Annotated in this window: 21 protein-coding genes and 3 pseudogenes; 9 read left to right on the plus strand and 15 right to left on the minus strand. The window is 37.3% G+C overall.

The features are described from left to right. The first annotated feature begins 71 nt into the window (after positions 1–71). The 4 genes and pseudogenes from gap to CEF16_RS21970 form a co-directional block, all read left to right on the plus strand. Positions 72–1,097 (plus strand): type I glyceraldehyde-3-phosphate dehydrogenase, encoded by a 1,026-nt coding sequence (gene gap, locus CEF16_RS21950; RefSeq protein WP_091588246.1) that lies wholly within the window; start codon positions 72–74, stop codon positions 1,095–1,097. Positions 1,098–1,109: 12 nt separating this feature from the next. Next, the gene (locus CEF16_RS21955) at positions 1,110–1,283 is read left to right on the plus strand and encodes an aspartyl-phosphate phosphatase Spo0E family protein (protein ID WP_091588244.1); all 174 of its coding nucleotides are present in this window, start codon (positions 1,110–1,112) and stop codon (positions 1,281–1,283) included. Between the two features lie 84 nt (positions 1,284–1,367). Continuing rightward, a complete protein-coding gene (locus CEF16_RS21960) occupies positions 1,368–2,216 on the plus strand; it encodes a Cof-type HAD-IIB family hydrolase (protein WP_091588243.1) in 849 nt (282 codons plus the stop codon). A gap of 424 nt (positions 2,217–2,640) precedes the next feature. After that, positions 2,641–3,222, plus strand: a pseudogene (locus CEF16_RS21970) (RNA-guided endonuclease InsQ/TnpB family protein); the annotation flags it as partial. A gap of 613 nt (positions 3,223–3,835) precedes the next feature. On the opposite strand, the gene CEF16_RS21975 reads toward CEF16_RS21970, so the two are convergent. The 15 genes and pseudogenes from CEF16_RS21975 to CEF16_RS22045 form a co-directional block, all read right to left on the minus strand. Next, positions 3,836–4,141 (minus strand): hypothetical protein, encoded by a 306-nt coding sequence (locus CEF16_RS21975; RefSeq protein WP_091588239.1) that lies wholly within the window; start codon positions 4,139–4,141, stop codon positions 3,836–3,838. Beyond that, entirely contained in the window at positions 4,122–5,279 is a 1,158-nt protein-coding gene (locus tag CEF16_RS21980) for a DMT family transporter (protein ID WP_245918029.1), read from the minus strand. The genes CEF16_RS21975 and CEF16_RS21980 overlap by 20 nt, the downstream gene beginning before the upstream one ends. Positions 5,280–5,418: 139 nt before the next feature. After that, positions 5,419–5,979 carry an NADPH-dependent FMN reductase gene (locus CEF16_RS21985; RefSeq protein WP_091588235.1) on the minus strand — a complete coding sequence of 187 codons (561 nt, stop codon included), beginning with the start codon at positions 5,977–5,979 and terminating at the stop codon, positions 5,419–5,421. Positions 5,980–6,463: 484 nt separating this feature from the next. Then, positions 6,464–7,228: a hypothetical protein gene (locus tag CEF16_RS21990; protein ID WP_096241786.1), complete on the minus strand. Its 765-nt coding sequence runs from the start codon at positions 7,226–7,228 to the stop codon at positions 6,464–6,466. 455 nt (positions 7,229–7,683) lie between these two features. Then, positions 7,684–8,910 carry an acyl-CoA dehydrogenase family protein gene (locus CEF16_RS21995; protein WP_091588432.1) on the minus strand — a complete coding sequence of 409 codons (1,227 nt, stop codon included), beginning with the start codon at positions 8,908–8,910 and terminating at the stop codon, positions 7,684–7,686. Positions 8,911–9,119: 209 nt separating this feature from the next. Beyond that, on the minus strand, positions 9,120–9,584 hold the full coding sequence (locus CEF16_RS22000) for a cupin domain-containing protein (RefSeq protein ID WP_096241787.1): 465 nt from the start codon (positions 9,582–9,584) through the stop codon (positions 9,120–9,122). Between the two features lie 284 nt (positions 9,585–9,868). Continuing rightward, complete coding sequence (locus CEF16_RS22005) at positions 9,869–10,450, minus strand: FAD synthetase family protein (RefSeq protein WP_091588427.1); 582 nt, start codon at positions 10,448–10,450, stop codon at positions 9,869–9,871. A 144-nt stretch (positions 10,451–10,594) separates the two neighbouring features. Beyond that, positions 10,595–11,455 (minus strand): FAD synthetase family protein, encoded by an 861-nt coding sequence (locus CEF16_RS22010; protein WP_091588425.1) that lies wholly within the window; start codon positions 11,453–11,455, stop codon positions 10,595–10,597. Positions 11,456–11,779: 324 nt separating this feature from the next. Then, entirely contained in the window at positions 11,780–13,936 is a 2,157-nt protein-coding gene (locus tag CEF16_RS22015; protein ID WP_091588424.1) for a sensor histidine kinase, read from the minus strand. After that, positions 13,917–14,612: a response regulator transcription factor gene (locus CEF16_RS22020; RefSeq protein WP_091588422.1), complete on the minus strand. Its 696-nt coding sequence runs from the start codon at positions 14,610–14,612 to the stop codon at positions 13,917–13,919. Before CEF16_RS22020 ends, CEF16_RS22015 begins: the two co-directional genes overlap by 20 nt. Positions 14,613–14,743: 131 nt before the next feature. Further along, positions 14,744–15,153 (minus strand): annotated as a pseudogene (locus tag CEF16_RS22025) (DDE-type integrase/transposase/recombinase). Between the two features lie 192 nt (positions 15,154–15,345). Then, positions 15,346–15,759, minus strand: coding sequence for a cupin domain-containing protein (locus CEF16_RS22030; RefSeq protein WP_096241788.1), 414 nt, complete (start codon positions 15,757–15,759; stop codon positions 15,346–15,348). A gap of 569 nt (positions 15,760–16,328) precedes the next feature. Further along, on the minus strand, positions 16,329–16,886 hold the full coding sequence (gene hxlB / locus CEF16_RS22035; RefSeq protein ID WP_096241799.1) for a 6-phospho-3-hexuloisomerase: 558 nt from the start codon (positions 16,884–16,886) through the stop codon (positions 16,329–16,331). An 18-nt stretch (positions 16,887–16,904) separates the two neighbouring features. Beyond that, positions 16,905–17,546: a 3-hexulose-6-phosphate synthase gene (gene hxlA / locus CEF16_RS22040; RefSeq protein WP_096241785.1), complete on the minus strand. Its 642-nt coding sequence runs from the start codon at positions 17,544–17,546 to the stop codon at positions 16,905–16,907. 246 nt (positions 17,547–17,792) lie between these two features. Continuing rightward, entirely contained in the window at positions 17,793–18,170 is a 378-nt protein-coding gene (locus CEF16_RS22045; RefSeq protein ID WP_091588495.1) for a winged helix-turn-helix transcriptional regulator, read from the minus strand. Positions 18,171–18,453: 283 nt separating this feature from the next. Here CEF16_RS22045 and CEF16_RS22050 point away from each other — a divergent pair, with 283 nt between their 5' ends. From CEF16_RS22050 to CEF16_RS22070, 5 genes and pseudogenes are all read left to right on the plus strand, one after another. Continuing rightward, positions 18,454–19,275 carry a pyruvate, water dikinase regulatory protein gene (locus tag CEF16_RS22050; RefSeq protein WP_091588497.1) on the plus strand — a complete coding sequence of 274 codons (822 nt, stop codon included), beginning with the start codon at positions 18,454–18,456 and terminating at the stop codon, positions 19,273–19,275. 77 nt (positions 19,276–19,352) lie between these two features. Next, positions 19,353–20,231: a hypothetical protein gene (locus CEF16_RS22055; RefSeq protein WP_091588499.1), complete on the plus strand. Its 879-nt coding sequence runs from the start codon at positions 19,353–19,355 to the stop codon at positions 20,229–20,231. A gap of 605 nt (positions 20,232–20,836) precedes the next feature. Then, positions 20,837–21,796 (plus strand): annotated as a pseudogene (locus CEF16_RS22060) (sigma-70 family RNA polymerase sigma factor); the annotation flags it as partial. A 75-nt stretch (positions 21,797–21,871) separates the two neighbouring features. Beyond that, a complete protein-coding gene (locus CEF16_RS22065; RefSeq protein WP_096241789.1) occupies positions 21,872–22,480 on the plus strand; it encodes a dihydrofolate reductase family protein in 609 nt (202 codons plus the stop codon). 1,560 nt (positions 22,481–24,040) lie between these two features. Then, positions 24,041–24,757, plus strand: coding sequence for a YiiX/YebB-like N1pC/P60 family cysteine hydrolase (locus CEF16_RS22070; protein ID WP_091587883.1), 717 nt, complete (start codon positions 24,041–24,043; stop codon positions 24,755–24,757). Positions 24,758–24,883: the final 126 nt, after the last annotated feature.

Genomic DNA, 24,883 nt, shown 5'->3' on the forward strand with positions numbered 1-24,883 from the left:
AACCAAACAGCCATATTATCCCTTTAACTGAGGTAACCTTGTAGTCATAAAACATGAGAGGAGGTTCAACAATGAAAAGCAGAATAAGCATTAGTGGTACCGGAAGAATTGGTCGGTTGTTAATTAGAAAAATGTTATCAAGCAATCAAAATAAACTGAAGTTAGAAGCGATTAATTCCATTTATCCTGTAGAAACGGTAGCTCATTTATTAAAATATGATACTGTACATGGAATCTGGGACGCAGATCTTTCAATACAAGACGGAAATCTATTAATTAATGATGAACTTATTCAAGTAGTTTCTGAACGCGAACCAGAGAACCTTCCCTGGAAACAAATGAATATAGACACCGTGATCGATGCTACAGGAAAGTTCAATAATCGCGAAGGTGCACAAAAGCATGTAGCTGCAGGAGCATCTAATGTGATTATTACGGCACCTGGGAAACAAATGGATTTTACGGTAGTTATGGGAGTAAACGATCATCTGTTAGATCTTTCAAAACATACTATTTTATCGGCAGCTTCCTGCACAACTAACAGTGTTGCCCCATTATTAAGTATTTTGGATCAAGCTTTTCAAGTTGAAAGAGGATGGATGACAACAGTTCATTCCTATACCTCGGATCAAAAACATTTAGATAACCCACATAAAGATTTACGAAGAGCCAGAGCTTGCACCCAATCAATTGTTCCGACTAGTACAGGAGTGGGAAAAGCACTTGTTGATGTCCTTCCCCATCTTGCTTCTTATATTGAAGGAATATCTATTCGTGTTCCTACACAGGATGTTTCTTTAATTGATCTCACTGTTCAAGTAGCAAGCCAGGTATCACTGGACGAAGTAAAATCTGTGTTTAATACAGCAGCAACAGGAAATCTATCCCATTATTTCGATTATATAGAAGAACCACTAGTATCAGTCGATTTCATAGGATCTGATAAATCAGCGATTGTGGATGGACTTTCACTGATGGCAGCAGGGAATCAAATTAAAACATTGGCCTGGTATGATAATGAATGGGCTTATGCTTGTAGGGTAATTGAGTTGGCACAAGCAGTACACGAAAGGCTGGAGAAAATAACATCACTTTAGAGGTGATAACTAATGGAGGAGAATTCATATAAGCTATTATGTATTGAAATTGAGCAAAAAAGAGGAGAAATGATACTTTATGGCATACGATATGGCCTAACCTCTCTAGAAGTTATCCAGACAAGTCAGCAGTTAGACCGCCTTCTTGATAAACTCCATTACTTGAACTACCCGAATACAGGATAGACAAATCCTTCGATTAATAATTAAAAACTTAACATTTATGTTGAATGTTGCACTAGAACTTTTTTATCAGGCTGGAGTGAAACTATGAAATGTATTTCAATTGATTTAGATGGCACTTTATTGAATTCTCGACAGGAAATATCCGAAGAAAATAAAAAAGCTTTAAAAGAATTAAAAGAGAAAAGATATGAGGTTATCTTAAATACAGGGCGAATTTATACGGATGTGATGAAGATCAAAGCTATACAGAACATGGATCTTCCAATTATTTGTCTAAATGGTTCTGTTTTATATTCAAAAACAGGAGAACTGTTGTACGAGGTAACTATACCTATTTCTATGTATAAAGAAATATTCTCCATTTTAAAAAAATTAGGAGTGAGAATCCTCGTCTATACTAATTATGGTGCTTTTCCATCCACGCTGCCTCCATTACATCATAAAAGTAAAGAAGAGCTGGACATTCTTTTTCAAGATTACAATTACGATGAAGTTCTAAAAAAAGACAATCTAAAAGTATATAAACTTATTGCATTGGTACAATTAGAGGAACTGGACAAAATTGAAGCCGTAAAAAAGGCTTTAGGTAATAAATCTTCTATTTCGATGGCTTCCTCTTTTCCAAATAACGTAGAAATTACTTCAAACGATGCTCAAAAAGGAAAGGCTTTATTACGTTACCAACAGATGTTTGATCTATCTTTTGAAGAGATTTTTGCTTTTGGAGATGGGGGTAACGACCTTACTCAATTCGAGGTAGCAACCACTTCAGTTGCGATGGGAAATGCTCCTCTGAATATCCAACAAAAAGCTGATTTACTAACAAAAACCAATGATGAAGATGGCTTTAGCTATGCCGTGCGTCATCTTTTAAATCTAATAAAAATAAAAAATGACAGGTATAATCAAGAAGTTGATAATGTTAAGAGTTAAAAGGGAGCTTCTTGGAGGGGAAAATGTTGGAACAAAAAGGAGCCCCCGGGTAGGGAGTGAACTGCCTCTCTGTCAAGCAGACAGTAGAATATAATAACTGTTTTAGCCTTGTATTCCAGAGGGCTGAGGCCGGTTAGTCCGTATTGGAATTTACTAGACCTTTTAATAATACCCATTGAAAAAATTGATTCGTCTACACTAGAATCCCGCATCCTTGGTGAATGATCCAAAAAACCAAGGAAAGTTGTGTATGGAGGACATGAAGTTTCCTGCCAAAACCAATCAAATAGAAAGTGAAATCTTTACTTAATGACACGTTTAACGTTCCCCCGAAAGAAGTCTCCCACTTCTAAATCTTGCGAAGCTTGATGAAAGTGGGAGATGAATTTCAGTAGGTCTTTTTATTGCCACATTACCTAAACCAAAAGAGATCAAATTTGTTGATGGTTTAGATTTCTCTATGAACAGCTTATTTGTTGATAGCAAGGGTAAGAAAGCCAATTATCCTCGTTTCTATCGCCAAACCTTGGAAAAATTAGCGAAAGAACAGCGTATTCTATCACGCAGAAAGAAAGGTTCTCATCGTTGGTACAAACAGCGATTGAAAGTAGCGAAGCTGCATGAAAGAATTGCGAATCAACGAAAAGACTTTCTACATAAGGAATCGCACAAATTAGCGAAATGGTATGATTGCGTAGTTATCGAAGACCTCAACATGAAGGGAATGTCTCAAGCCCTTCATTTCGGAAAAAGTGTTGCAGATAATGCATGGGGTATGTTCACAACATTTCTCCAATACAAGTTAGAGGAACAAGGGAAAAAGTTTGTCAAGATCGACAAATGGTTTCCTTCCTCAAAAACGTGTTCACACTGTGGGCGAGCCGTGGAGTCCCTATCCCTTTCGGACCGCATCTTCCAATGTGAATGCGGTTTTGTGGCAGACAGGGACTGGAATGCCGCAATCAACATCAAAAAAGAAGGCATCAGGGAGTTAGGTATAGCCTAAGCCATGGAAGAACCGTAGGACGGACGGGGATCGCTCAGCCCATTTCCTCTCGTTAGAGGGGATTACCCGAGAAGCCCTCACCTCTAAGCGAAGCGTAGGTGGTAGGAGTACGTCACGAAGCTTTTCTTTGCGATTGATGAACATAGCTCGAGCTCTCCAGTCTTCAGATCAATGAGGGGATCTTCGGAAGCCATTAAAAAGACATTTCATAATTTGATCGTTCTACTCTTTATTGTGAAAAATAGTGAGCGATCATCGCATAGCACGGATGATCGCTCTTACAATGGACATATCGAAGGATAAAACAATGATTAATTAACAACAATCAATGAAATTAAGTGCTTATTTAGGATCTAATTAGAGGGCGTGTTGAAACGGTGACAAAACATAAGTTTTAGAAACACTCCTCCAAAATACTAAGAGATACCTAAAAAATTGCACAAAATAATTGACATAATTATAAACTACAAAACTCACATTTTTGTCACATATAACCTGGCCATACAAAGGCATAATGAAGCCAGTACAGATATTCCTATTATTGATAAATATGGCGCAAATCCAAATCCCCAAAAGTCGCTCATTTGCATCACCTTTACCTTTTATAATGTGTTTATATTAATCCTGTATCTCGCATTCTTTCTTCACCAAAACTTGTAAGAGCAAATTTAAACAATATCTTATTCGGACCGAAGTGCTCACCCTCGTCTATTTTTTCTTCAACGGCTTTTATAAGTGCACCTGAAAATAAATCAGTTAAAGTCACCCGTACATTACCCATTGCATAAGCTCCAGCCAATTCGTATTCATTAAGAATTTGTTTTGCTACATCATAATCCCATACTCCTATATCACTTTGTTCCTGGCTGTTTTCACGAATTATTTGTAGGATTCTCCCTTTAAGGTGTTTTTTCGACATTTCTTATAACCTCCACCTCATCATTGTTATTAGGCATATCCGAAGACACTGATCGTATTTCTTCGTCATCTCGTTTTTCGGTATACATGACAAACCCACCGATAATCACAATCAAAGCTCCCAATACGAAATTCCATTCCGGCATAGTAAGAGTGAAGATACTTATAAAAATTATTGCAAATAATCCATATAAGTCCCCAATCGCTTGACCTCTTCCCACACCGATTAATGGAAAAGATTTATACCATGAAACGTAGCAAAAGCCAAATGTGATACCCGCTAAAAGTAACCAGGCTACTGGTAATCCAGTTATAGTTTGTGCAACCATTGGTAAAACAGGTATGTCTACAAAAATCATAAAAAATGGTATGATTACAACCAACCACCAGAATACTTCACCTGTGAATCTAAGGGTTAATCCTACATCTGGATCCGTGACATCTAATGCTCTTCCCGCAATAGCTCCTTCAATACCCCATCCGGTTGCAGCCATTAAACCTCCTAAATATCCCAACCAAGCACTTGAACCGCCTCCCTGCAATTCTGATAAAATACCCGGAGCAAATACGACTATACCTCCGGCAATAATTGCAGCAATACCTATCATAGCTCTCCTCGTTATCTTTTCACCATACCATTTGTTCGCTAATATGGCGCCTACAATTGGATACATTAGTGCTGCAACTGCAGCAAAAATACCTCCAATAAAACCAATTGCTAAAAAAGATCCAAAAATGGCCATTGGCCCTCCGAAAATTCCAGCTAAGAAATACCATTTTGTAACTTTTCGAAACTGAATTAATGTTCGCCCATAATCCTTCCATTTTCCCAGAACACCGTTCCATACAAACATAAAAAACAAAACTGCTATGGCATTTAAAGAGGTTATTACAGCTGCTGCTGTTAAAAACTCAGTATTTGTATTAAAAGCCATGTTAATATAGGGAAACTCGTACCATATCGCTTCTCCAGGCACATACCATGCTCCCCATAAAATTGCAGCCCATAAAGCCCACATATATCCCCATCGAACCATATTTTTTTTGAATTTAGTTCTTGCAGCTTCCAATGAAGTCATGCAATCCCTCCTAATATACTCGTTTTCAATCCCTTTACTTTTTTTAACAAATATTGACATACTTTTTACTCAAGGTAGCGATTTAACAAAAGCAATGAAACTTTTATACTCCCTTTATCTATTTATTTTTTAATTCAAATCAAATTGTAGTAGTAGTTCATAGGTTTCTGCGGTACTGTACATGGAATGGAGGTTAAATTTAACTGTACTCATAATAACTTTTGTTCTCTTTTAGTGTTTTTTGCATAAAAACAATTTCTTCGCTTAAAGAATTTACACGCTCTAATAGTTCCATATCCACCAGCTCGTTTTGAGGGCTAAAATGATCATTATGAGCATAAACAAATCCTGGTGCAACAAACGCCCGGAAATAACTGGAAATTGGTTTCAGTTGATTTTCAATTACTAGATAATGTTGATAAGTCCCGCCAGTCGCAATAAACCCCATTACTTTGTTGCGTAAAGACTTCGGGTGAACTAAATCAAACAAGTTTTTAAGGGCACCGGTGATAGACCCTTGGAAAATTGGTGTACCAATAATGTAAAAATCTGCTGAGGAAACGATATCGATTACTTCCTTTGTATCTCCTGTATACGTTGAAGGATCACGTCCATCACAAAACTGAATATTATAATCTTTTAAATCAAGTAATTCCACTTCTATTTCCGGATGGTTTTGTTTTACTTGGTCCAATACTTTTTGAACTACGACCTTTGGTTTTGATCCAACTACAGTTCCTGAAATCCCCAGTAATTTCATTCCAATCCCCTCCTGATATAATTTTTACTTTTTGCAAACCGGGTATATTTTAAAAGATTTTTACGTAATAGATGATTTAGGAAACCTTTGAGAAATGATACAGTGATGAACATACTACCTTTTCATCTCATCGAATATAAATGTTTGTTGCCAAAACCCAATCTCAAAATTAGATCCATATTACGATAACATTTTGTACCTTTTGAGGAAGTTACAAAAATCATGCAAATTTTACTGAATATTGGGAAAATTAAAATGCTTTTGAAATATCCCGAAGTTTAATACAGGTTTTTGTGTATAAATTTTTTTATTTTAAAATTAAATTTACTAAAGAAATTTTCGATCTGATAGCGTCTCTCCCTGATTCCCTGATGTTCCAGCATAGCTAAGATGTAGTTCACATTACTAACCATACAAAAATATACAGTAAAGATGACCTTTTGCTCATTAATAAATTCGATGTTTACATAATTAGCTAGGTTTTTTACCAAGATGTCGTTAAAAATTTGGGGTTATTCCCTAAAACATCCAAGTAACTGCGTGTAGCAGATCCAAATTCAGTAGAAGGGGTAAGCTTCTTAATAGCATCGGCTGGATCAATCCTACGATACGTTTCTACTGGACGATCATCAACAAGAAGAGCATCGCGATTCTTTTGTAACTGATCCTTCATGTCGGATAGCTCTTCTGACATATGCATTGTAGCCATAACGTTTTTTTCTGACTCTGCGCAACCTTTGATTGTAACGTCAGCCTGATCGACACGACCAGTAGAAGAGTATGCTAAGGCACTGACAATTCGACGTTTCGCGCTGCTAACTGTCTCTCTTAAGAACGTTGGTGATGTTGGTGGGATATCTTCCACGACTAAACGTGTGATACCGCGATCGTTAATAGCTTCTAGTATTTGTTCAGGATCATCTTCTTCTACAACAACATCCTTGTGCGGTGGCCAAACATCTATCATCGTATGGTTCATATAGCGTTTTCCCACATGCAAAACAAAGTAATCAGGATAGATTCTAAGTTTACCAGGATCATCACCTAATTCTGGGCGAAAAAAATCATAGAACCATGTTAATGCTGACATGATTAGGGCATTTGCACCCATGCTTCCTCCCGGTGTCCGTGTTACAATGCCAATGCGATCGTTTTCATTAAAACCGGGGAATATTTCTTTCAAGGAAGCTTTTTGCCCATTAATTTCAAAATCGAAATCTTTAGATTTCAGGGTCTCTATAGTGTGCACTTTTTATTTCCCCTTTTCCTATTTTAGTAAAATACTTATTTCCAAGATTCTATCATAATGTAAAAGTTGAGATAAGGAGACACCAGTCACTTGATTTTTCAAATAAAACTAGCAATACTATTAGTCCAAAACGACATAGCTTAAGGAACACACATTAAAAATAAAGTTTATTTTTCTCTATTTAAGTAATTAAATGTTTGATTGATTAAATGATGTTAATAATCCTATATATCCAAAAACTAATTATATGAGGAATGGAATTTTCTATCAGTTTTATTTATCCCATAGAACTTTGATCTAAATTTAACTGTAGTCAACCCCATCCCTCCTTTTTATTTTTGAAGACACTTGTGCTATTTTTATTTTGTGTAAGACTCTTTACATTCGATAAATCATCTCGTATATCAATATCTTTTTCTTACGACCTTCTTCTGTTCGAAGAAATAAGATCTTTTTTACTCAAACCAAGGAACTTGGATTAGGGTACGGCCAATCCATTCACGTAAAATTTCGTTAGTAGGTCCCATTACGGCTCCAGCGCGGCCATCTCGTAAATACTTTTCCACTTGGCCTGTCAAATAGCCTTTTCCACCTGAAACTTGCAAAGCTTGATTTGTTACCTGGATGACAATATCCGCAGCATGGGTCTTTATCTGCCAAAGAGGAAAGAGATGTTCTGATATTGGAAGACCCTCTTGAGCACATTTGTCTAACCCCTCAGCTGTTCGATAGAGCATGCTTCTTGCACTGTCAACTAAAATTTGACCTTTTGCGAGTTCATGACGTATAACTTGATAGTCAGCAACAGATTTCCCCGTATCTGCGTGAACCTTTTTCTTCGCACTATCAATGGCTGCATTCAGTGCGCCTTGAGCAACACCAACCCAACATGAAGCAGTTCCTAATAAAAATAACGGATCGACTGTATTTTCATTATAATAATTCATTCCACCTTCAGTACCAAGGCGATTCTCTGTTGGAACAAAAACATCTTTAAATTTCATTGGGCCACTAGAATTTCCGCGTAACCCCATCGCATTAAATGGGAAACATTCAATCCCATCCTGATCGTTGTGTACAATTAAAAACGTTAACTTATCTTCTTGAGGAGCGTCGTGGTAATTTGTACAAAGAACGTACCAATCTGCTTCCCCCGCACTTGTCACAAATGATTTATCAGCGTTTAGCAAGTACCCGTCACCTTTTCGTGTAGCTGAACTCACAACGTTCCAAAAATGACCTCCAGTTGCAGGTTCACTAAAGGCGAGACCACCAACGTCCCCCTTAATCACACCCGGAATATAACGCTGACGCTGTTCCTCATTTCCTGATTCAAAAAGTGTTTGAGTTGCTGCAGTATGCATTACCCAACACATTGCTGAAGAAGCACAATATTGCGCAAAACTTTCGGCTAAGACAGAAAAACCAGTAAATCCGGCATCAAGACCACCATATTCAGCAGGAACAGTAACAGCACCAAATCCTGCATCAGCGATTGCTTTTAAACTCTCGCGAGGATACATGCTTTCCTGATCAGAAATAGAAGCTCGGGAAAGTAACTCATTTTTTCCAACCACATGTGCTTCTTCTTGTAGATTTTCATATCCTGATGGGCAAGTCCACCACTTTGAAATCTGCATAATTCCTTCATCTAATGTCGTGTTTATGTCGTTTATAGTCAAATTTCTTCACTCCTTGTAAATAATTTTTATAATTCCTGCACATATTCTTTTTCACGATTGATAAGAAATGTCTACTTTTATCTATAACCTTTAAATTTTCCAAAACAAGCTGTTGGTGTCTTATGATGAGTGCAAGGGGCTATCCTCTGCTTTACTATCCATGCCGAAAAAAGCAGATAAGTGAGAGTTCCCCATACGTATTTTATAATTTACATAAATGAAGGTTCAGGTAAACGATGTGCAGTATAAATGGCGTCGCCATCGCTTGTCCCATCAAAAATAACAGTTGTTTCCGGGCTGAAAATAAAAACATCACCTGCTTCTCCTACATACTTTTTCCCTTGGTCGTCACGAACAACAATTTTGCCATTTACGATAACCTTTATTTCTAAAAAAGTATAAGTGTATTCCAAATCTTCTGAAGGTTGCATGGAGAAGTAACCCATTTGGATAGCGTTTTCATTTGTGCACACTGGTACGTCAATAATTTGACTTTTTAGTCCTGGCTGATCCAACATTGGGCTTATTTCTTTCATTGCATAGGTACCTGCTTTAATTAACTGTACACCTGGCTTCTCGTTTAAATAATTAAATTGTTGTTCTGTTGCCGTTTTTTCGCTCATCTTCTTCACTCCAATTTTTCTTAGTTTTTTAACCCGCTTTTTTAAACACATTTCCAATATTCCATACATTTCAAATATTGGGGATATTATGAATATATAATGCGAGTTTCTAATACTGTGACATAGAACATAAAAAAACATCCAACAATATTTTCCTTAATATTGAGAATAATGTAAAAATTTTTAATCGAAAGTCGGTATCACCTACTTTTATTGATATTACATTTATAGATAAATGTGTTGATAGCTGGTTTGACAGAACATTTGAATATCAATCTTAAAATCAACGATTTTTATTGTTCGTAATTATTGTTTCTAACTCTTCAGTTCCTTCTTTATGAAGGGAGTATTTTTTCTTCTTGATCTTTTATGACCGTCTCCATAGATGTGACTGTCCAACCCAAGAGTTGTTCGGCTTGTGATAACCTATCTTGCATCAGGAGACTTCGAATTCGACTAGAAGAAATGACAATTCCTGAACCACAATAAACTGGATCTAAAACATTTACAGAAAATCGCTGTCGAAGAGTATTAATGTCCCCCTCTCTGTTTCTTCCAAATCGGAAGTCAGGGCCTTGATATAATTTCAATGGATTTATATCCGAGAGTTCATTAAGGAAGGAGTTTACTCCCCTTGCAACAAAATTAGAGTCGAAGGGTGCTATAATGACATGATCAACTCCAAGAATTTTTAACCTTTTTATTTTTTCAAATAGTGGTGTTAACTGTATTGTATTTTTGAAATAAACTTTAGGTGGTGGATCAAAAGTATACACGACTAAGGGGACTCCGAGTTCATTTGCATGTTTTCTCGCATGACTTATTAATTCCTGATGGCCACGGTGAACTCCATCTAATGCCCCAATGGTGACAACTGAATTGGATAGTTGCAAAGTCCTGTCACTATGGACCAGCACTTCGATCACTCCCTCATTATCTTTCTAAATTGTTTTTCAATGACAATTTCTAGGTAATTGATTTCGAGTAAATTTGAAATACTGGGAGTAGAAGCCTTTTTTATTTTTTATAATAAATCTGGTATCACCGGTTTATTTAAGCTATTAGGCTTCCTTGAATAAGGAAGGCTTCTCCTCCACAATCGTGAACCTTCCAGCTGAGAGCCGTTTGATCCACTCTATATAGATGTCTTGCTGGTCCATCAACAAACTATTGTTACGATTGGAAAAAATAATTCTAAGAGATTCCTGTGTCACTAAAACAACCTGATTAGCTATGTTATCCCCATTTGAGACACTTACTTCATAGACTCCCGGGGGAGGAAGAAGATAATAAGGGTTTGCTACCACTTCGACACTGTTTTTATTGGAGTGAATTTTCCCCTGGATTTGATAATGCTGGCCTAAATAGCGGTGGACGATGTCCATTTTTCCTGTGGAGATCCATTTTCTTATTAAAGTAGAACTGATCTTTTCGCCATCATGCTCTACTTTTTCCACCTTTATGCCTTTAATCAAGTGATTGGAATCCTCTTCGATCCGATCCATATTCCCTTTTCCAAATTGCCCGTAAGTAAAGTCAAATCCTGCCACGGCATACTTTACGCCGAAATCAATCAGATGATTTTGGACAAATTGCTCGGGAGTCAAAGAAGCGAATTCGTCATCGAATTGGATGATATAAAATTTTTTTACACCTAATTTTTTCAAAACACGCTGCTTTGCCCTCATAGGCATTAAATACTGGATTTTTTTATTGTCTCTTTTAAGTACTTCCTTAGGGTGGGGGAAAAAGCTCATACAGGCTAGCTGCAGCCGTTTTTCATCCGCTATTTTTTTAGCTTCTTTGATCACTTGTTGATGTCCTAAATGGACCCCGTCAAAAAAGCCTAATGCGATCACAATTGGTTCATTTCCCGCCAGAAACGTATGCCGGTTGCTTTTGTTTACATAAATGACTTCCAATGGTCCCCCTCCTTACTTGGTTTTTTGGATATGAAGGCTCAGGCAGGCGTCTTCGCTTTAAGAAAACATTTTCATTGCTTTCACTATCAAATCCGATTTTTAAGATATCTCTATCATACTATTTATTTATAAAGTTAACCTAAAGTTAAAATAAACTGCTTATAAATTTTTTATAAATTTAAAAAATATTAAATATTCGATATATTTTGACCATAAAAAAAGAGCGTTACTAATAAATAGTATCCGCTCTCTTTTGGATGAACTGTATATACATATCGTAATTTTACATAGGATGACAGGAGCATTCTTGTTTTTGTATGGTTATCAGAAGTCCGATATTTCAACTAATGGAAGCACAATTGTAATGATTGTTCCTACGCTGACTTTACTTTCCACCAAAATTTTTCCTTCATGAGCAGCGATGATTTTTTGGGCAATCGACAAACCTAGACCACTTCCCTTAATTTTCTTTGTTCTTTTCTCTCTAAAGAATGGATTAAATATTTTTTCCAAACTATTTTCTGATATGCCGATTCCATAATCTTTAAACTTAATAATCAGATCTTTATCTTGCTGATATGCCGTAATATCTATTTTTATTTTATCGTTCTTATTTGACTTGGAATATTTGATGGCGTTCTCCAGGATATTAATAAATACACGATTCATTTTTTTAGGATCAACAAAAATAAAATGTGATCCGGTTTCATAGTCTTTTGTTATTTTTATATCGGACCCTTCTAATCTGATTGCGATCATGTTCAGCGATTGCTCCAGCAGGAAATCAAATGGAATGACTTCTTTTATGTAGTCTCCATCATCGTCTGTATTCATTTCAAATAAATCATTAATTAATTGGACAATATGGTTGCTGCGCAGCAAGATTGAATTGATAATCTCTTTTTGTTGCGCTTCAGGAAGTTGGGGGTGGTTTACTAGGAGTTCGGTATACTCCCTGACAGAAGTCAGCGGCGTTTTTAAATCGTGAGAAATCTGTGACATAAATTCTTTTCGCCGTTTTTCCGATTCCTGAAGTTGTTGGTTTGTATTCACTAACCGTTTATTCGCACTTTCCAGCTCCTTCGTCCGTTCTAATACTTTATCTTCCAATTGATTTGCTTTTAAATTTAATTCACCAACCAATTCTTGAATCTTTCGGTTCATAAAATTAAACGCTAATGCAAGGTTTCCAATTTCATCTTCCTGCTTAATAGGAAGTTCATTCATAAAATTTCCGGCAGCACTTTCTCTTAGTGCATTTGTTAACTGATCAATTGGCTGTGTAATCGTCCTTGAAAAACGATACGTTATATATAGCAGGATGGCAATCCCAAAAACTGAAAATAACAAAAGATGACCCAAAAAAAGAAGCATATGCTTGTTCGTTTGTTCCTTTGTACTTTTTATAATAGGCTGTACGATATCAGACTCGGGTATTAGAAAATTGAGCCTCCAACCGTTGTCTAAGGTTGAAGATAAAAGATAAGCATCCGAATTGGAATACTTAATAGGGTGAATGCCTTCTTTATTTTCCAAAGCATTTTTCATGATAAGCTTGTTTTTCTCTATCCCCTCCGCTTTCCTTTGTCCGGCGATGAAGTTTCCTTTATCGTCAATTAAAAAGGAGAAGGCGTTTCGTTCACTAAATGTGACATTCATTAATTTATTTGTGATATTTTCAATTGGTACATCTAAACCGACCATACCTTTAAAATTGCCTGTGGCTGTATACACTGGTGCTCCCACAGATATAAGCCAGTCTTCCTTCGTTGTATCGCCAATCGGTTTTGCCGACCATATATAAGGCTTCGTCCATTTCACTTTACGCTCGGAGTTTAAAGCTACTGTGTAAAATTCATAATCCTGAAAACGCACATCCGGTGAAAATGTCTTTTCTGCAATGGCCTCTTCTACATCAAGAAAAGGATAATACAGCCAGGATGAGGTTGGAAGTGCCAAGTAGACGGCATTGATCATGGATTCATTTTTCATTGTCTGAATAAATAATGGTTCAAGCTGCTTGGCAATTTTTAAATCGTAGATGGTATCTTCCGGAGAATCACTATATAAAGAACTGATAAAAACATTTGTTTTTTCATGTTTATCTTCAAATGTTTCCCACAAATAGCCTTCTTTCCCTTTTGTCAATTTCAGCTCGTCTGTTAGAGTCGGGTTTGGGTTGCTATAAAGGGTTTCCGCTTGTTTTTGAATTAGCCTTAACGTATTTTCGAGATTGTGCAAGTCAGTATTCAAATTTTTTGTTTCTTTTTGAAGATATAACAATTTTTGAGACAATACGGCTTTTTTTGTATCGGCTATCTGGTCTTTCATAATTTGATTCGATAGATTGCTTCCCTGATACATACTGTAGGCGGCAATCATCACAAAAGGAATAAAGGAAATCATCGTGGTAAATACAAGAATTTTAACGTAATAGGATTTTCTGAATTTTTTTCTGAATTTAAATGGACGTTTGAACAAACTTGTACCCTACCCCTCTCATAGTAACGATATAGGAAGGATTTATCGGAAAATCTTCAATCTTCTTCCTTAAATTTGAAATATGGACGATAATGGTGCTCTTCTCAATAAACGAATCACACCCCCAAATTTGATCAAGCAGCTGCTCCGATGAGAATACCTGATTTGGATGCTGGGCAAGGAAGGCAAGCAGTTCAAATTCCTTCGCTGTTAAATCAATGACTTTTCCTTTCCGTGTTACTTCCCTGGCAGACAGATCGATGACAAAGTCATCAAAACAAATCCGCTTCTGAAATGCATTTTGATTATGGTTGATTGAATTTCTTCTTAAGTGGGCTTTTATGCGGGCGATTAAAACTTTTGAACTAAATGGCTTTTCGACATAATCATCGCCCCCCATTGCAAAAGCTAGAATCTTTTCCCTGTCCTCATTACTGCATGTTACATATAAAATAGGTGCAGCCGTCATCTCTCGCAGCTGCTGGCATAAATCAATTCCATTCATATCCGGCAATCCAATGTCCAAAAGAATAAGATCAGGTTCGTTTTGCCGAACCTTTTTAATAGCTTCCATTCCTGTTCCGGCAATAGCGTAGGCAAACCCTTCAAGAGATAAATTCATTGATATGACCTTTTGTATGTCTGCATCATCTTCAACTATTAAAATTTCCTCCAAGTTTATCCACCTCAGCCAAACCATTTTTTATAATTCTTTTTATTTTCTGAAATCTAATAGAATACTTAACGGTTCTGGTGTAAAAACCATTTGATAGAGACATAGAACCTACATAGACGTTCAATGACAGATTATGATGCAATTCCAAACAACTTATGTATGAGTCCAACTTCATTTTGGGCAGACTTCATCTGTGGGTGAAGTTGTCCTTTTTTCTTCATATGCATTGCTTCAATGCCACTCAAAATAGAAGTGGCTGTTTTATACGACTTGAATCCTAACGTAGAACGTACACGTTTCTTTTCTTTTAACTCCTGAATCGCTACGGGATAGGCTGGATTCTTATTTACTGTTATAATACGAGGTTTACAAATATGAGAAGCAGCCAGGACTTTCTTGAAAAAGCGCTTAGCTGCTTGTTTATTTCTTGATTCACTTAAATAAAAATCAATGGTATTCTGTACCGTAAGTACCAGCGTACCACATGTAAAATAATTTCTGGTTCATAATACTTCCACTTGAATTCTGCAGGTTTTTCCATACTGATACACATCCTTTTTTAGTCTGATAGTATCAGTATGTTCAAGTTTACTAGATTTCTTGCACCAGAACCCTTGGGAAAGTGTTTCCTAAACTTATAAAGAGTAGGGGCTGCCCTTCTGCTTTACGATTACACTATTTTATATCGAGAAAAAGCAGATGAGTGAGGGGTGCCCCATACTTTTTCCATAATTTACATAAATGAAGTTTCAGGTAAACGATGAGCAGTATAAATAGCTTCGCCATCGCTTGTCCCATCAAAAATAACACTTGTTTCTGGGGTGAAAATAAAAACATCACCTGCTTCCCCTACATACTTTTTCCCTTGGTCGTCACGAACAACAATGGTACCATTTACCACGACCTTTATTTCTAAGAAAGTATAAGTGTATTCAAAATCTTCTGAAGGTTGCATGGAGAAGTAACCCATTTGGATAGCGTTTTCATTGTTACAAACTGGTACGTCTATAATCTGGCTTCTAAGTCCTGGCTGATCCAATAGTTTACTTATTTCTTTCTTTGCATACGTACCCGCTTTAATTAACTGTACACCTGGCTTTTGGCTTAAATAATTAAATTCTTGTTCTGTTACCATTTTTTCACTCATCTTCTTCACTCCAATTTTTATTAGGTTTTCATTTCCGCTTTTAAACAGAATCTTACATTTTCACTCAAGAATCTCTTTCCTTTTCATAATGTCATGACATAAATCGGAATGTTTATTGCTAATTTTCTAACATTATGACATAAATAATATAAAAAATAAATAATATTTTTTAATATTGAGATATTTTTAACTTTTAAAAAAAACATGTAAAATCTCAAAAATAAGGGGCATTACATTCCCCTAATGCATTGAGAATCTGTTTATTCCATTGATATTACATTTGATAGTCAATGGTTGACCGCTGGTACATAGCCTTTTGTATTTTAATCTTAAAATCGCCGCTTTTTTTTATTTGTTATCATGTAGAGTTGTTTCTAACTCTTCCGTTTCTCTTTTCTTATTATTGATAAAAGGGGTAACCAAGGTTTTCTAAAAAAGCCTTGGTTACTTTGTATTCTATTTCTTAACGCATGGTAGCTATAAAAAATCGTAAAAGGAGAAGAAAAGTTATGGATTGAAGGCACAGCCTCATTTTAAAACATATATTTTTTCAACGAATCGTTTTGCCCCTACTCAAGATTCGCATGTTTGCCAAACATAGCCCCAGATTCTGATTTTCTTTGGTCCATCAATCGTAAGATGACCGCATCATAAAATAATAAGAGACTTTGTTCAAATAAAGAACCCATAGGCTGTATGGTATTGTATTCATTGTCTGTCCCAGCCTTCGGTTTGGCTGGTACTTTAATCGCTACATCACTTAATCTTCCAATCGTTGATTCAGGAGAAATCGTAACAACCGCAACAGAAGCGTCTAAACTTTTCGCCTTCTCTGCCATGGAAACCAAGCTTTTGGTCTCTCCCGAACCAGATCCAATAATTAAAAGATCGTCTTTTTCCAGGCCAGGGGTGATGGTTTCCCCAACAACATAGGCCTCTACTCCCATGTGCATCATTCGCATGGCAAAGGATTTGGCCATAAATCCAGATCGGCCGGCCCCAGCTACAAAAATTTTCTTGGATGCCAGGATTTGATCCACTAATTTTTCCGCTTGGTCTTCAGCGAGTAATTCGATGGTCCGGTTTAACTCGTTTATAATTTCCGATGCGTATTGTGTGGTCTTCATCATGGAATTGCCCCTTTTTTAGGCTACAGTCCCTTGTTTAATTAATTCTTCGATTTTTGACGCTGCAGCTTTTTTATCTTCAGCTCCCGTGATCCCTCCACCAACAATGACAAGATCCGGTTGGGATTCAATGACTTCTGGGAGCGTGTCCAATTTAATACCGCCTGCAATAGCCGTCTTGGCATGTTTTACAACACGTTTAATGGTGTTCAAGTCCTCAAAGGAGTTTTTCCCAACGGCCTGTAGGTCGTACCCGGTGTGTACACAGATATAATCCACACCAAAGGCATCCAATTCTTTCGCCCGTTGTTCAATATCTTTCACAGCGATCAAATCAACAAGAATTTTTTTGCCTTGTTTTTTCGCTTCCTCGACAGCCCCTTTGATCGACTCGTCTTCGGCTACCCCTAGGATCGTAACGATATCAGCCCCTGATTCCGATGCCTTCATGACTTCGTAACCGGCCGCATCCATGGTCTTTAAGTCCGCCAATACCTGGAGCTGAGGGAAGGCTTCTTTGATTTCTTTTACAGCTTGAAGCCCCTCAATTTTCACAACAGGTGTCCCGATTTCGACGATGTCAATATGATCTTTGACTTCATTCACCAACTCTTTTGCTTCTTGCGTGTTTACAAGATCCAACGCTAATTGAAGTTCCATGATCTCACTCCTTATTTGAATTTAAATTTCAATGAAATTGTTTGATACAAATATTATTTTAAGTCGTAATTTTCAGAAATAAAAGTACGGACTTTATTTTCATATAGTGTCAAAAAATATACTGTAAGGAGATAGGTTAACAAAAGGGCATAAAAAACATGCAGCTCCTCCTATTAGGAGTACTGCATGTTTTTTAATGTTTCCTATCTTCCATAAGATGTTATTAGGAAACGCTTACATATTTTTTTAATACATATTTTTGATGGAGGGAAGGTTTTCTTCTTCCTGATGTTTCATGACTGTCTCCATATAGTTTTTACCCCATTCATACATCGACTCAATAATAGGCATTAAACTTTCTCCTCTGGAGGTCAGTGAATATTCAACCTTCGGTGGTACAACAGGGTAGACTTCGCGATGAACAATGAGATCTTCTTCCAGTTCTCGCAATTGACTAACGAGCATTCTCTGGGTAATGCCAGGAATCAACGATTTTAGCTCACCAAATCGTTTGGTTCCTTCTTTTCCTAGATGCCACAAAATAAGCATCTTCCATTTACCCCCAATGACAGAAAGTGTCAATTCCTTTTCACAATAAAATGTTTTACCACAAAGATGACCCATTCATATCCCCTCCATTTTAATATTAATTAGTGTATTTTTTTATACTATATAATAAAAAAGTGCGTACTTACAAATAAAAATTTTGAATATTATAATATTGCTAAAGATATGATGAACCATGAATATGGATGACATTACTCTTGGTTAAGGGCTCAATGGAGGTACAGGAGGTTCCAATCATTAAATTACTTCAATAAGAAAATGTAAGGTTAAATAATAATATTAAAGATTTTTTGTGTGACTTCTCGGTTAAAACTAATTAATCTTTTAATAGGAGGTAGTGATGTCTAGTACAAACAATCAACCTATTGTTTATCTCTTATCAGATTTAATAGGAGAAACGGCGGAACTTGCAGTCAAAGCTGCGGCTAGTCAATTTAACTTAGACGAACTGGAATTAATAAGGATTCAGTACGTTGAGGATAAAGAAACAATTATGGAGATTATCAGCCTGGCAAAAGAACAGCGGGCAATTATTGCATATACCCTTGTGGTGCCAGAGATAAAAGATTATTTAGTACAACAAGCGGCAAGTCAGAGTGTAACAGCTATTAATATTATGGGGCTAATAATTAAACAAATGCAACAACTACTGTATCAAACCCCTGATACTGTTCATCAGTTAGGTGATGAATACTTTCGTAAGATTGATGCGATTGAATTTATCAATAAGTATGATGATGGTAGGGATCCAAAGGGGATTTTAAAAGCGGATGTTGTTCTTATTGGAATCTCTAGAACTTCAAAAACACCCATCTCTCAGTATCTAGCTAATAAACAAATCAAAGTAGCAAACGTCCCAATAGTACCAGAAGTGAGACCACCTGAAGAGCTTTTTCAAGTATCGGAAAATAAGTGCTTTGGTTTATTCATTACCCCTGATAAACTTGCTGATATTCGAAAGGAACGATTACTAACACTTGGACTTAATTCTGATTCCACTTATGCAAACATTGAACGGATAAAGGAAGAATTGGATTATTTTGAAGAAATTGCACAACGTATTGGATGCCGTGTGATTGATGTTTCGAATCGTGCGATAGAGGAGTCTTCCAACCTAATTGCTAATAGTTTAGGAGAAAAACCAAAAAATGTAATTTTGTGAGCTGCACAAAAAACCTGTCCATTTATTAAGAACCCCTTCTTAAGGCAAAGACCATATAACATTTAGAGGTGATGGGGATGAAAAAAATAGTAGCAATGTTGGTAGGAATGGCTAAAAAGGAAAAACTACTAACAGCTGCAGGAGGAATTGGCTTACTACTTGGAGGCGGTCTAGCCCTGTACATGCTCTGGTTTGGAAAAATCATTTTGCCGGAAGGGAATGTACGGAGTGCTTCTTCCTTTAATGCTGCCGTGGGATTATTCATATTGACCATCGCTGCTCTCTTACCATTTGCTGGAATGTATAGGCGCCAACGAAAAAAAGTTCGGTGGATATTATTTTCAACTGTGTTAATCAGTTATACCGTTGAAACCATTCAGCATTTAAGGGGGATTAACCCGCAATTCTCCCAAGCAGGGAGTGTTTTAGATGACGTCATTAGCGCATTTTTTTTAGTAACTACTTTGATCATTATTTCAGCAACCATTTGGATTGCCATTGCTTTTTTTCGAAACAATGAACAGAAAGATAAGCACACTTTTATTATTTCCATTCGTTATGCATTTGTTTGCGTGATGCTAGCTAATGCATCGGGACTCTGGATGTTTGCCCTTCAAGGACGAGAAATTGGAGAGACTGGTAATATTATTGTTTTGCATGGTTTGGGATACCATGCCCTGCAGGCACTACCACTCACAGGTTTTTTGTTGATTAAATCCGGAATACAAGATACTAACACTCGTAGATTCGTGCACGTTGGGAGTACTGCATGGCTCATTATGATGATGCTGGTTCTTGGCCAAACAGCAATGGGCCTATCCATATTCGAATTATCTCTCTTCTCTTTTTTTATCAGTCTTTTTTTATTTATTTGGTTCATTACTTTAACCTGCTCATTAATTAAATATATCCAGCACCACTTTACCTATTCCACCGACACTCCACCTGCTCCATAATTTTTCAAACGAAAGGGGGGAGTTAATGAAAAAGATGATGATCAGGATCAAGAAACTCCCCTCTCAGATCTCCGTGCTCATGCAATCAAACATTAATGGCTTACCCTTTTTCCGATTGTTTTACTGCATTTACCATTATATTAAATTAAAGGGTTCAAGTTAAAGAAAGGTTATACCTTTTATGAGCCGGTACATTTAAGTCAATTGCTTCTTGTACGGTTTCTCCCTCAAATCAATCACCTTGCGAAAGCCCCTCTCCTCCCCAATGTCATTAAGTTAAGCCCAAGACACCACCGGGAATAAAATGGAATCCGAAACGGCATGGGAAAAAGCCCTGTGCGGTTTGTTTTTTTGTGCAAGCAAGGAAAAAGCATACAGCAAACAAAGCGGATGGAATATCCGCTTAAAAAATATTCATGGGAACCGAATTATGCTACTCTGTAGACGAAGCTACCGTTATATTCAGAGATGCGTGAGGAAGTTTCCCCCCATTATTCAGGTAGTGCTTTCTCATTTTATTAAAGACTAATAAGTGGCTTATAAAATGGAGACGATCTGTTCTGGGGCGTGTGTGAAAAGGGTGTTTTGCCCGTCAAAAGGAGGCCAAGATGAACGAAACAGCATTAGAGCTTCAGTTATTTGAGAACTTAAAGCCTGAGTTAACATCGTTCTGTTACAGAATGCTAGGATCCATCGATGACGCAGACGATGCTGTTCAGGAAACCTTTATTCGTGTTTGGCAAAGTTGGCATTCATTCAGGCAGGATTCCTCATTCAAAACATGGGTTTATCGTATTGCATCAAACTTATGCCTGGACAAGCTAAGACAAACGAAACTCCGCACTCGCCCCGTTGACTTTTCCGATCCCGCGACATCTATTATCGCACCCAGCGAAACGTTGCCTGACTCATCCTGGGTCTGGCCTGCTCCCGCCTTTTCGGAAAATCCGGAAGATATCCTCATTCGCAAAGATACGCTTCAACTGTGTTTTATAACTCTCTTGCAAACATTGCCTCCACGTCAACGTGCTGTTCTCCTTTTGAAGGACGTATTCGAGTGGTCCTCTAAGCAGATTGCAGAAACGTTAAGAATGTCGCCGGCAGCCGTTAACAGCGCCTTGCAAAGGGCCAGAGAGACGATGGATCGTTCGAAACATCGTTCTGAAGAATATAGCTTGATGGATCTCGAGCCCGATCAAGAATTGCTCTCACGGTATGTGGAAGCGTTTGAACAATTTGATATCAATGCGCTGGTAGCTTTGTTTCATGAGGAAGGCCGTCTTTCAATGCCGCCTTTCGCAATGTGGGTACGCGGCAAAGACGATTTGTTCAAGTTTTTTGCGCTTACACGCTGGCATTGTGAGGGCTCCCGGTTTTTGCCGATTACGGCGAATGGGGGTTATCCTGCTTTCGCACAGTATGTGCTAAGCGGTGAAGACTCCTACTTGGTACCCTGGGGTATTCACATTATTGAAATAAAGGACAAGAAAATATACCACGTCCAAAATTTCATTAATACAAAATTATTTTCCCGATTTGGGCTTCCTGCACAAATACACCGATGAATATCGTAATCTAATTTCGTCTAAATAAATGAGAAACAAAATTACGATTATCAAAGATAGAAAGGACGATAGTTCATGCGTAAAATCATTCTATTCATTCACAGTACTTTTAATGGAGTTGTCACTGGCGACCCAAGCGAGGACAAAACCAACTGGGCGGTCTGGAGAAATAGCGCTGGCATTGAGGAAGGTTCTCAGTATCTATTAAATATTTTCGAGACAGCTGATACCATTTTGCTTGGCCGCGGAACCTACGAAGACCTCTCTAGAAAGTGGCCGACTAGTCGAGGGTCCAAACGGGACAATGGAGGTTCAAGCCTGGGTGATAAGATAAACAACGCCCACAAACTAGTTGTAACAAGCGCCCGCCCGCTCGACAAGCTAAAATGGGGAGAATTTGAAGCTCCAAAACAATTGACCGGCAGTAATATAGAAGAACAAATTAAGGACTTAAAAAATGGTGACGGTGGCGACATTGTTATTTTCGGTAGTCCAACGCTCGTGCGAACACTTGCAAATGCAAATCTTATTGACGAATATCAGATAGTCATGCACCCGGTTGTGGTCAACGTAGGTGAGCATTTGTTTGACAATCTTAAGGAGCAGAAGGAATTCCATCTCGTGGACGTCAAAACACTTAAGGTGGGTTCTTTCTTGGTAACCTACAGACCCGCTAAAGCTTAGCTCAACCGGGCAGATCATTATTGTCAACACAAACAGCTACCCAGTTGATAAAGTGCAATGGACCGTCTGTTAACACAGCACGCCGACAGGCAGCTCACCTTGACTACCTACGAAGGAACTTTTGATCAAAAACACGAACATACGCCCAGTGAGTGATCGCGCATGCTTTGAAAAAGATTGATGTTATGTTGTCGCAAGCTTTAGCCTTTAGGCATAGTTGTATCCAAAATGGCTAGGAGCACATATAGTTAACCCTTCAACGTGTTCAACTAATGATTCGGGGATGGTTTTGGCACTATATAGGTCGAAGACGTCCTGCCAAGTTTTAATGGTTCGCATGTAATCTCTCCTAAAAAAATGACCCCTCGAAAAGGCAATGTCATTAAGTTAAAATGGAATCCGAAACGGCATGGGAAAAAGCCCTGTGCCGTTTGTTTTTTTTCAAGGGGCTTCGCTACACACTTTCACCTTCTTGTCAAGTCCTATTTTTCTTTTTCGTGCAAAAAAAAGAGCGGTTTATCTTTAACCTGCTCTTTTCTTGATTTTTGGACCGGAGCCTTAACTTAATGACATTGCTCTCCTCCCTTCTCTTTTTCCGTGTAGTAAGCGGCGAAAACCTCTGTTGTAGGCAAGTGAATTTCGACGAGTGTCGTCTGCTCACTAACTACAATATTAAAGGGAGCTTACAAGATTAATTACAAAAGTAATATATTTATTATTCTGAAGAAATATTTAAGACCTGTAGTGAAGGTGGAAAATCTTATCAACATATATAATTCACCTAATGAATGGGCTAATCTACAAAACAAAGTAGGTTTAATGGTATCAGTTATAATGTGACTATCGAAAAGGATATACAAACGGTAAGAGATGTACTAAATGTAGATGCTTTTGCTAAAGACGAATTTTAGTATCCACCATTAGTCGTTTATGTGAATGTAAACACTGGAATTACAAAGTAGCTAAAAGTGTTGTTCATTCATTTCGATTGTCTTCCTGAATCCGCCCTTTTGTAATTTCCTTAAAAGTACCACATAAATCATTCACTTAACATATAAACATAAACCAAAACTATTACAAATTTATGTTACAAGAATATATTAAGGGTTACTAAGAAGGTTACTTAAAATGTTTAACTATAATGTAATATAATAACGTTTATGTTTTAAGTGAACTTAATACTTAAACGTAACAGTTTTAATGAATAACAGCTTGACTCGTCGATACTGAAACTTCTATAGGTAACACCTATGAATGCAGAGATTAGAAGTTGAGCCAACTCAATACTTATTGAAACAAGAAATCCTAAACAAAAACTGAATTAACATTCTTTATTTTGGAAAAAATCAATGGCGCATAAAAACCAAGTGGCAGTAATAAAATTAAGTTACCTAATAATTCTTTTATCGCTGGAAAGGTTAGATCATTAGTGGCGTTAACGATAGTTTTAAAAGGTACAAAATTGTTAGTAGCTGCTGTATCCTGCTCTATCATAAGAGTAATTAAGAGGGGCTAACCTATACTGAAGAAGACTTAAACAAAGTAGCTGAGGAGAATAATATGTCTGTTGAAGAGTTTGAGAACTTTTTAGAGGAAGAATGGGCAGATCACGAACAAAGTAAAGAGGAATGGAAAGATAACATAAAAGCACAAAAACATAATTTCGCGGAGGAAGCTCAAGAAGAGGAAAACAATAAGAAGGATCTAGAATCAAAATTTCCAAAACTAGAAAATATGGATTATTCTTTTGAATCGAAGTCTGGTGAAATAACTATTGAGGAAGAATCTGAAGCATTTTCAGCAAGTAGTACAGATTCGATTCTTGGGAGTTACGGGGATGTATTAGTTACATTAGACTCTTCTAGTTCTTCAGGATACTTCGGGGGTCATGCAGCCATTGTCTCTGACTATAGTGATAACTGGACATTAGAATCGTTTATGGCTGGATTTAGTAGTCAATCACCAGATGAAGACGGGGTAATGTGGCAAATTAATAACTGGAAAACCAGATATGACACTGTGGCTGGTTATTGGCCACAAGCATCTGGTTCCTCCGACTATAAAGAGGCGGCACTTTATGCTGAGAATCAGCTTCATGAACCATATAACACTGATTTTACAAACAAATGGAACACTAGCAAGTGGTATTGTTCACAGTTAGTATGGAGAGCATGGTACGAGCAAGGTGTAGATATTGATGGGGTAACTAACGGTGTAATTTTTCCTAAAGATATTACAAAATCAAATAATGTCTATGCTTTTTACGACAACTTATAATACTACAGAGAATACATTTCTAGGGGGTATCTTACTAAAAACCCCGTGCACTAAAGTGTGTACGGGGGTTTCTCATTTTCTTGAGTGACTAGTAACCTGTGACAATATGCTTTTACTCCGAGGTGT

Origin of the sequence: Alteribacillus bidgolensis (genome assembly GCF_002886255.1) — a bacterium.
In the GTDB taxonomy this organism is placed as follows: Bacteria; Bacillota; Bacilli; order Bacillales; family Marinococcaceae; genus Alteribacillus; species Alteribacillus bidgolensis.

Coding starts and splice junctions, on each gene's coding strand:
- gap (WP_091588246.1), top strand. CDS start 72: ATGAAAAGCAGAATAAGCATTAGTGGTACCGGAAGAATTGGTCGGTTG.
- CEF16_RS21955 (WP_091588244.1), top strand. CDS start 1,110: ATGGAGGAGAATTCATATAAGCTATTATGTATTGAAATTGAGCAAAAA.
- CEF16_RS21960 (WP_091588243.1), top strand. CDS start 1,368: ATGAAATGTATTTCAATTGATTTAGATGGCACTTTATTGAATTCTCGA.
- CEF16_RS21975 (WP_091588239.1), bottom strand. CDS start 4,141: ATGTCGAAAAAACACCTTAAAGGGAGAATCCTACAAATAATTCGTGAA.
- CEF16_RS21980 (WP_245918029.1), bottom strand. CDS start 5,279: ATGTCAATATTTGTTAAAAAAAGTAAAGGGATTGAAAACGAGTATATT.
- CEF16_RS21985 (WP_091588235.1), bottom strand. CDS start 5,979: ATGAAATTACTGGGGATTTCAGGAACTGTAGTTGGATCAAAACCAAAG.
- CEF16_RS22000 (WP_096241787.1), bottom strand. CDS start 9,584: ATGTGTTTAAAAAAGCGGGTTAAAAAACTAAGAAAAATTGGAGTGAAG.
- CEF16_RS22030 (WP_096241788.1), bottom strand. CDS start 15,759: ATGAGTGAAAAAATGGTAACAGAACAAGAATTTAATTATTTAAGCCAA.
- hxlB (WP_096241799.1), bottom strand. CDS start 16,886: ATGAAGACCACACAATACGCATCGGAAATTATAAACGAGTTAAACCGG.
- hxlA (WP_096241785.1), bottom strand. CDS start 17,546: ATGGAACTTCAATTAGCGTTGGATCTTGTAAACACGCAAGAAGCAAAA.
- CEF16_RS22045 (WP_091588495.1), bottom strand. CDS start 18,170: ATGGGTCATCTTTGTGGTAAAACATTTTATTGTGAAAAGGAATTGACA.
- CEF16_RS22050 (WP_091588497.1), top strand. CDS start 18,454: ATGTCTAGTACAAACAATCAACCTATTGTTTATCTCTTATCAGATTTA.
- CEF16_RS22055 (WP_091588499.1), top strand. CDS start 19,353: ATGAAAAAAATAGTAGCAATGTTGGTAGGAATGGCTAAAAAGGAAAAA.
- CEF16_RS22065 (WP_096241789.1), top strand. CDS start 21,872: ATGCGTAAAATCATTCTATTCATTCACAGTACTTTTAATGGAGTTGTC.
- CEF16_RS22070 (WP_091587883.1), top strand. CDS start 24,041: ATGTCTGTTGAAGAGTTTGAGAACTTTTTAGAGGAAGAATGGGCAGAT.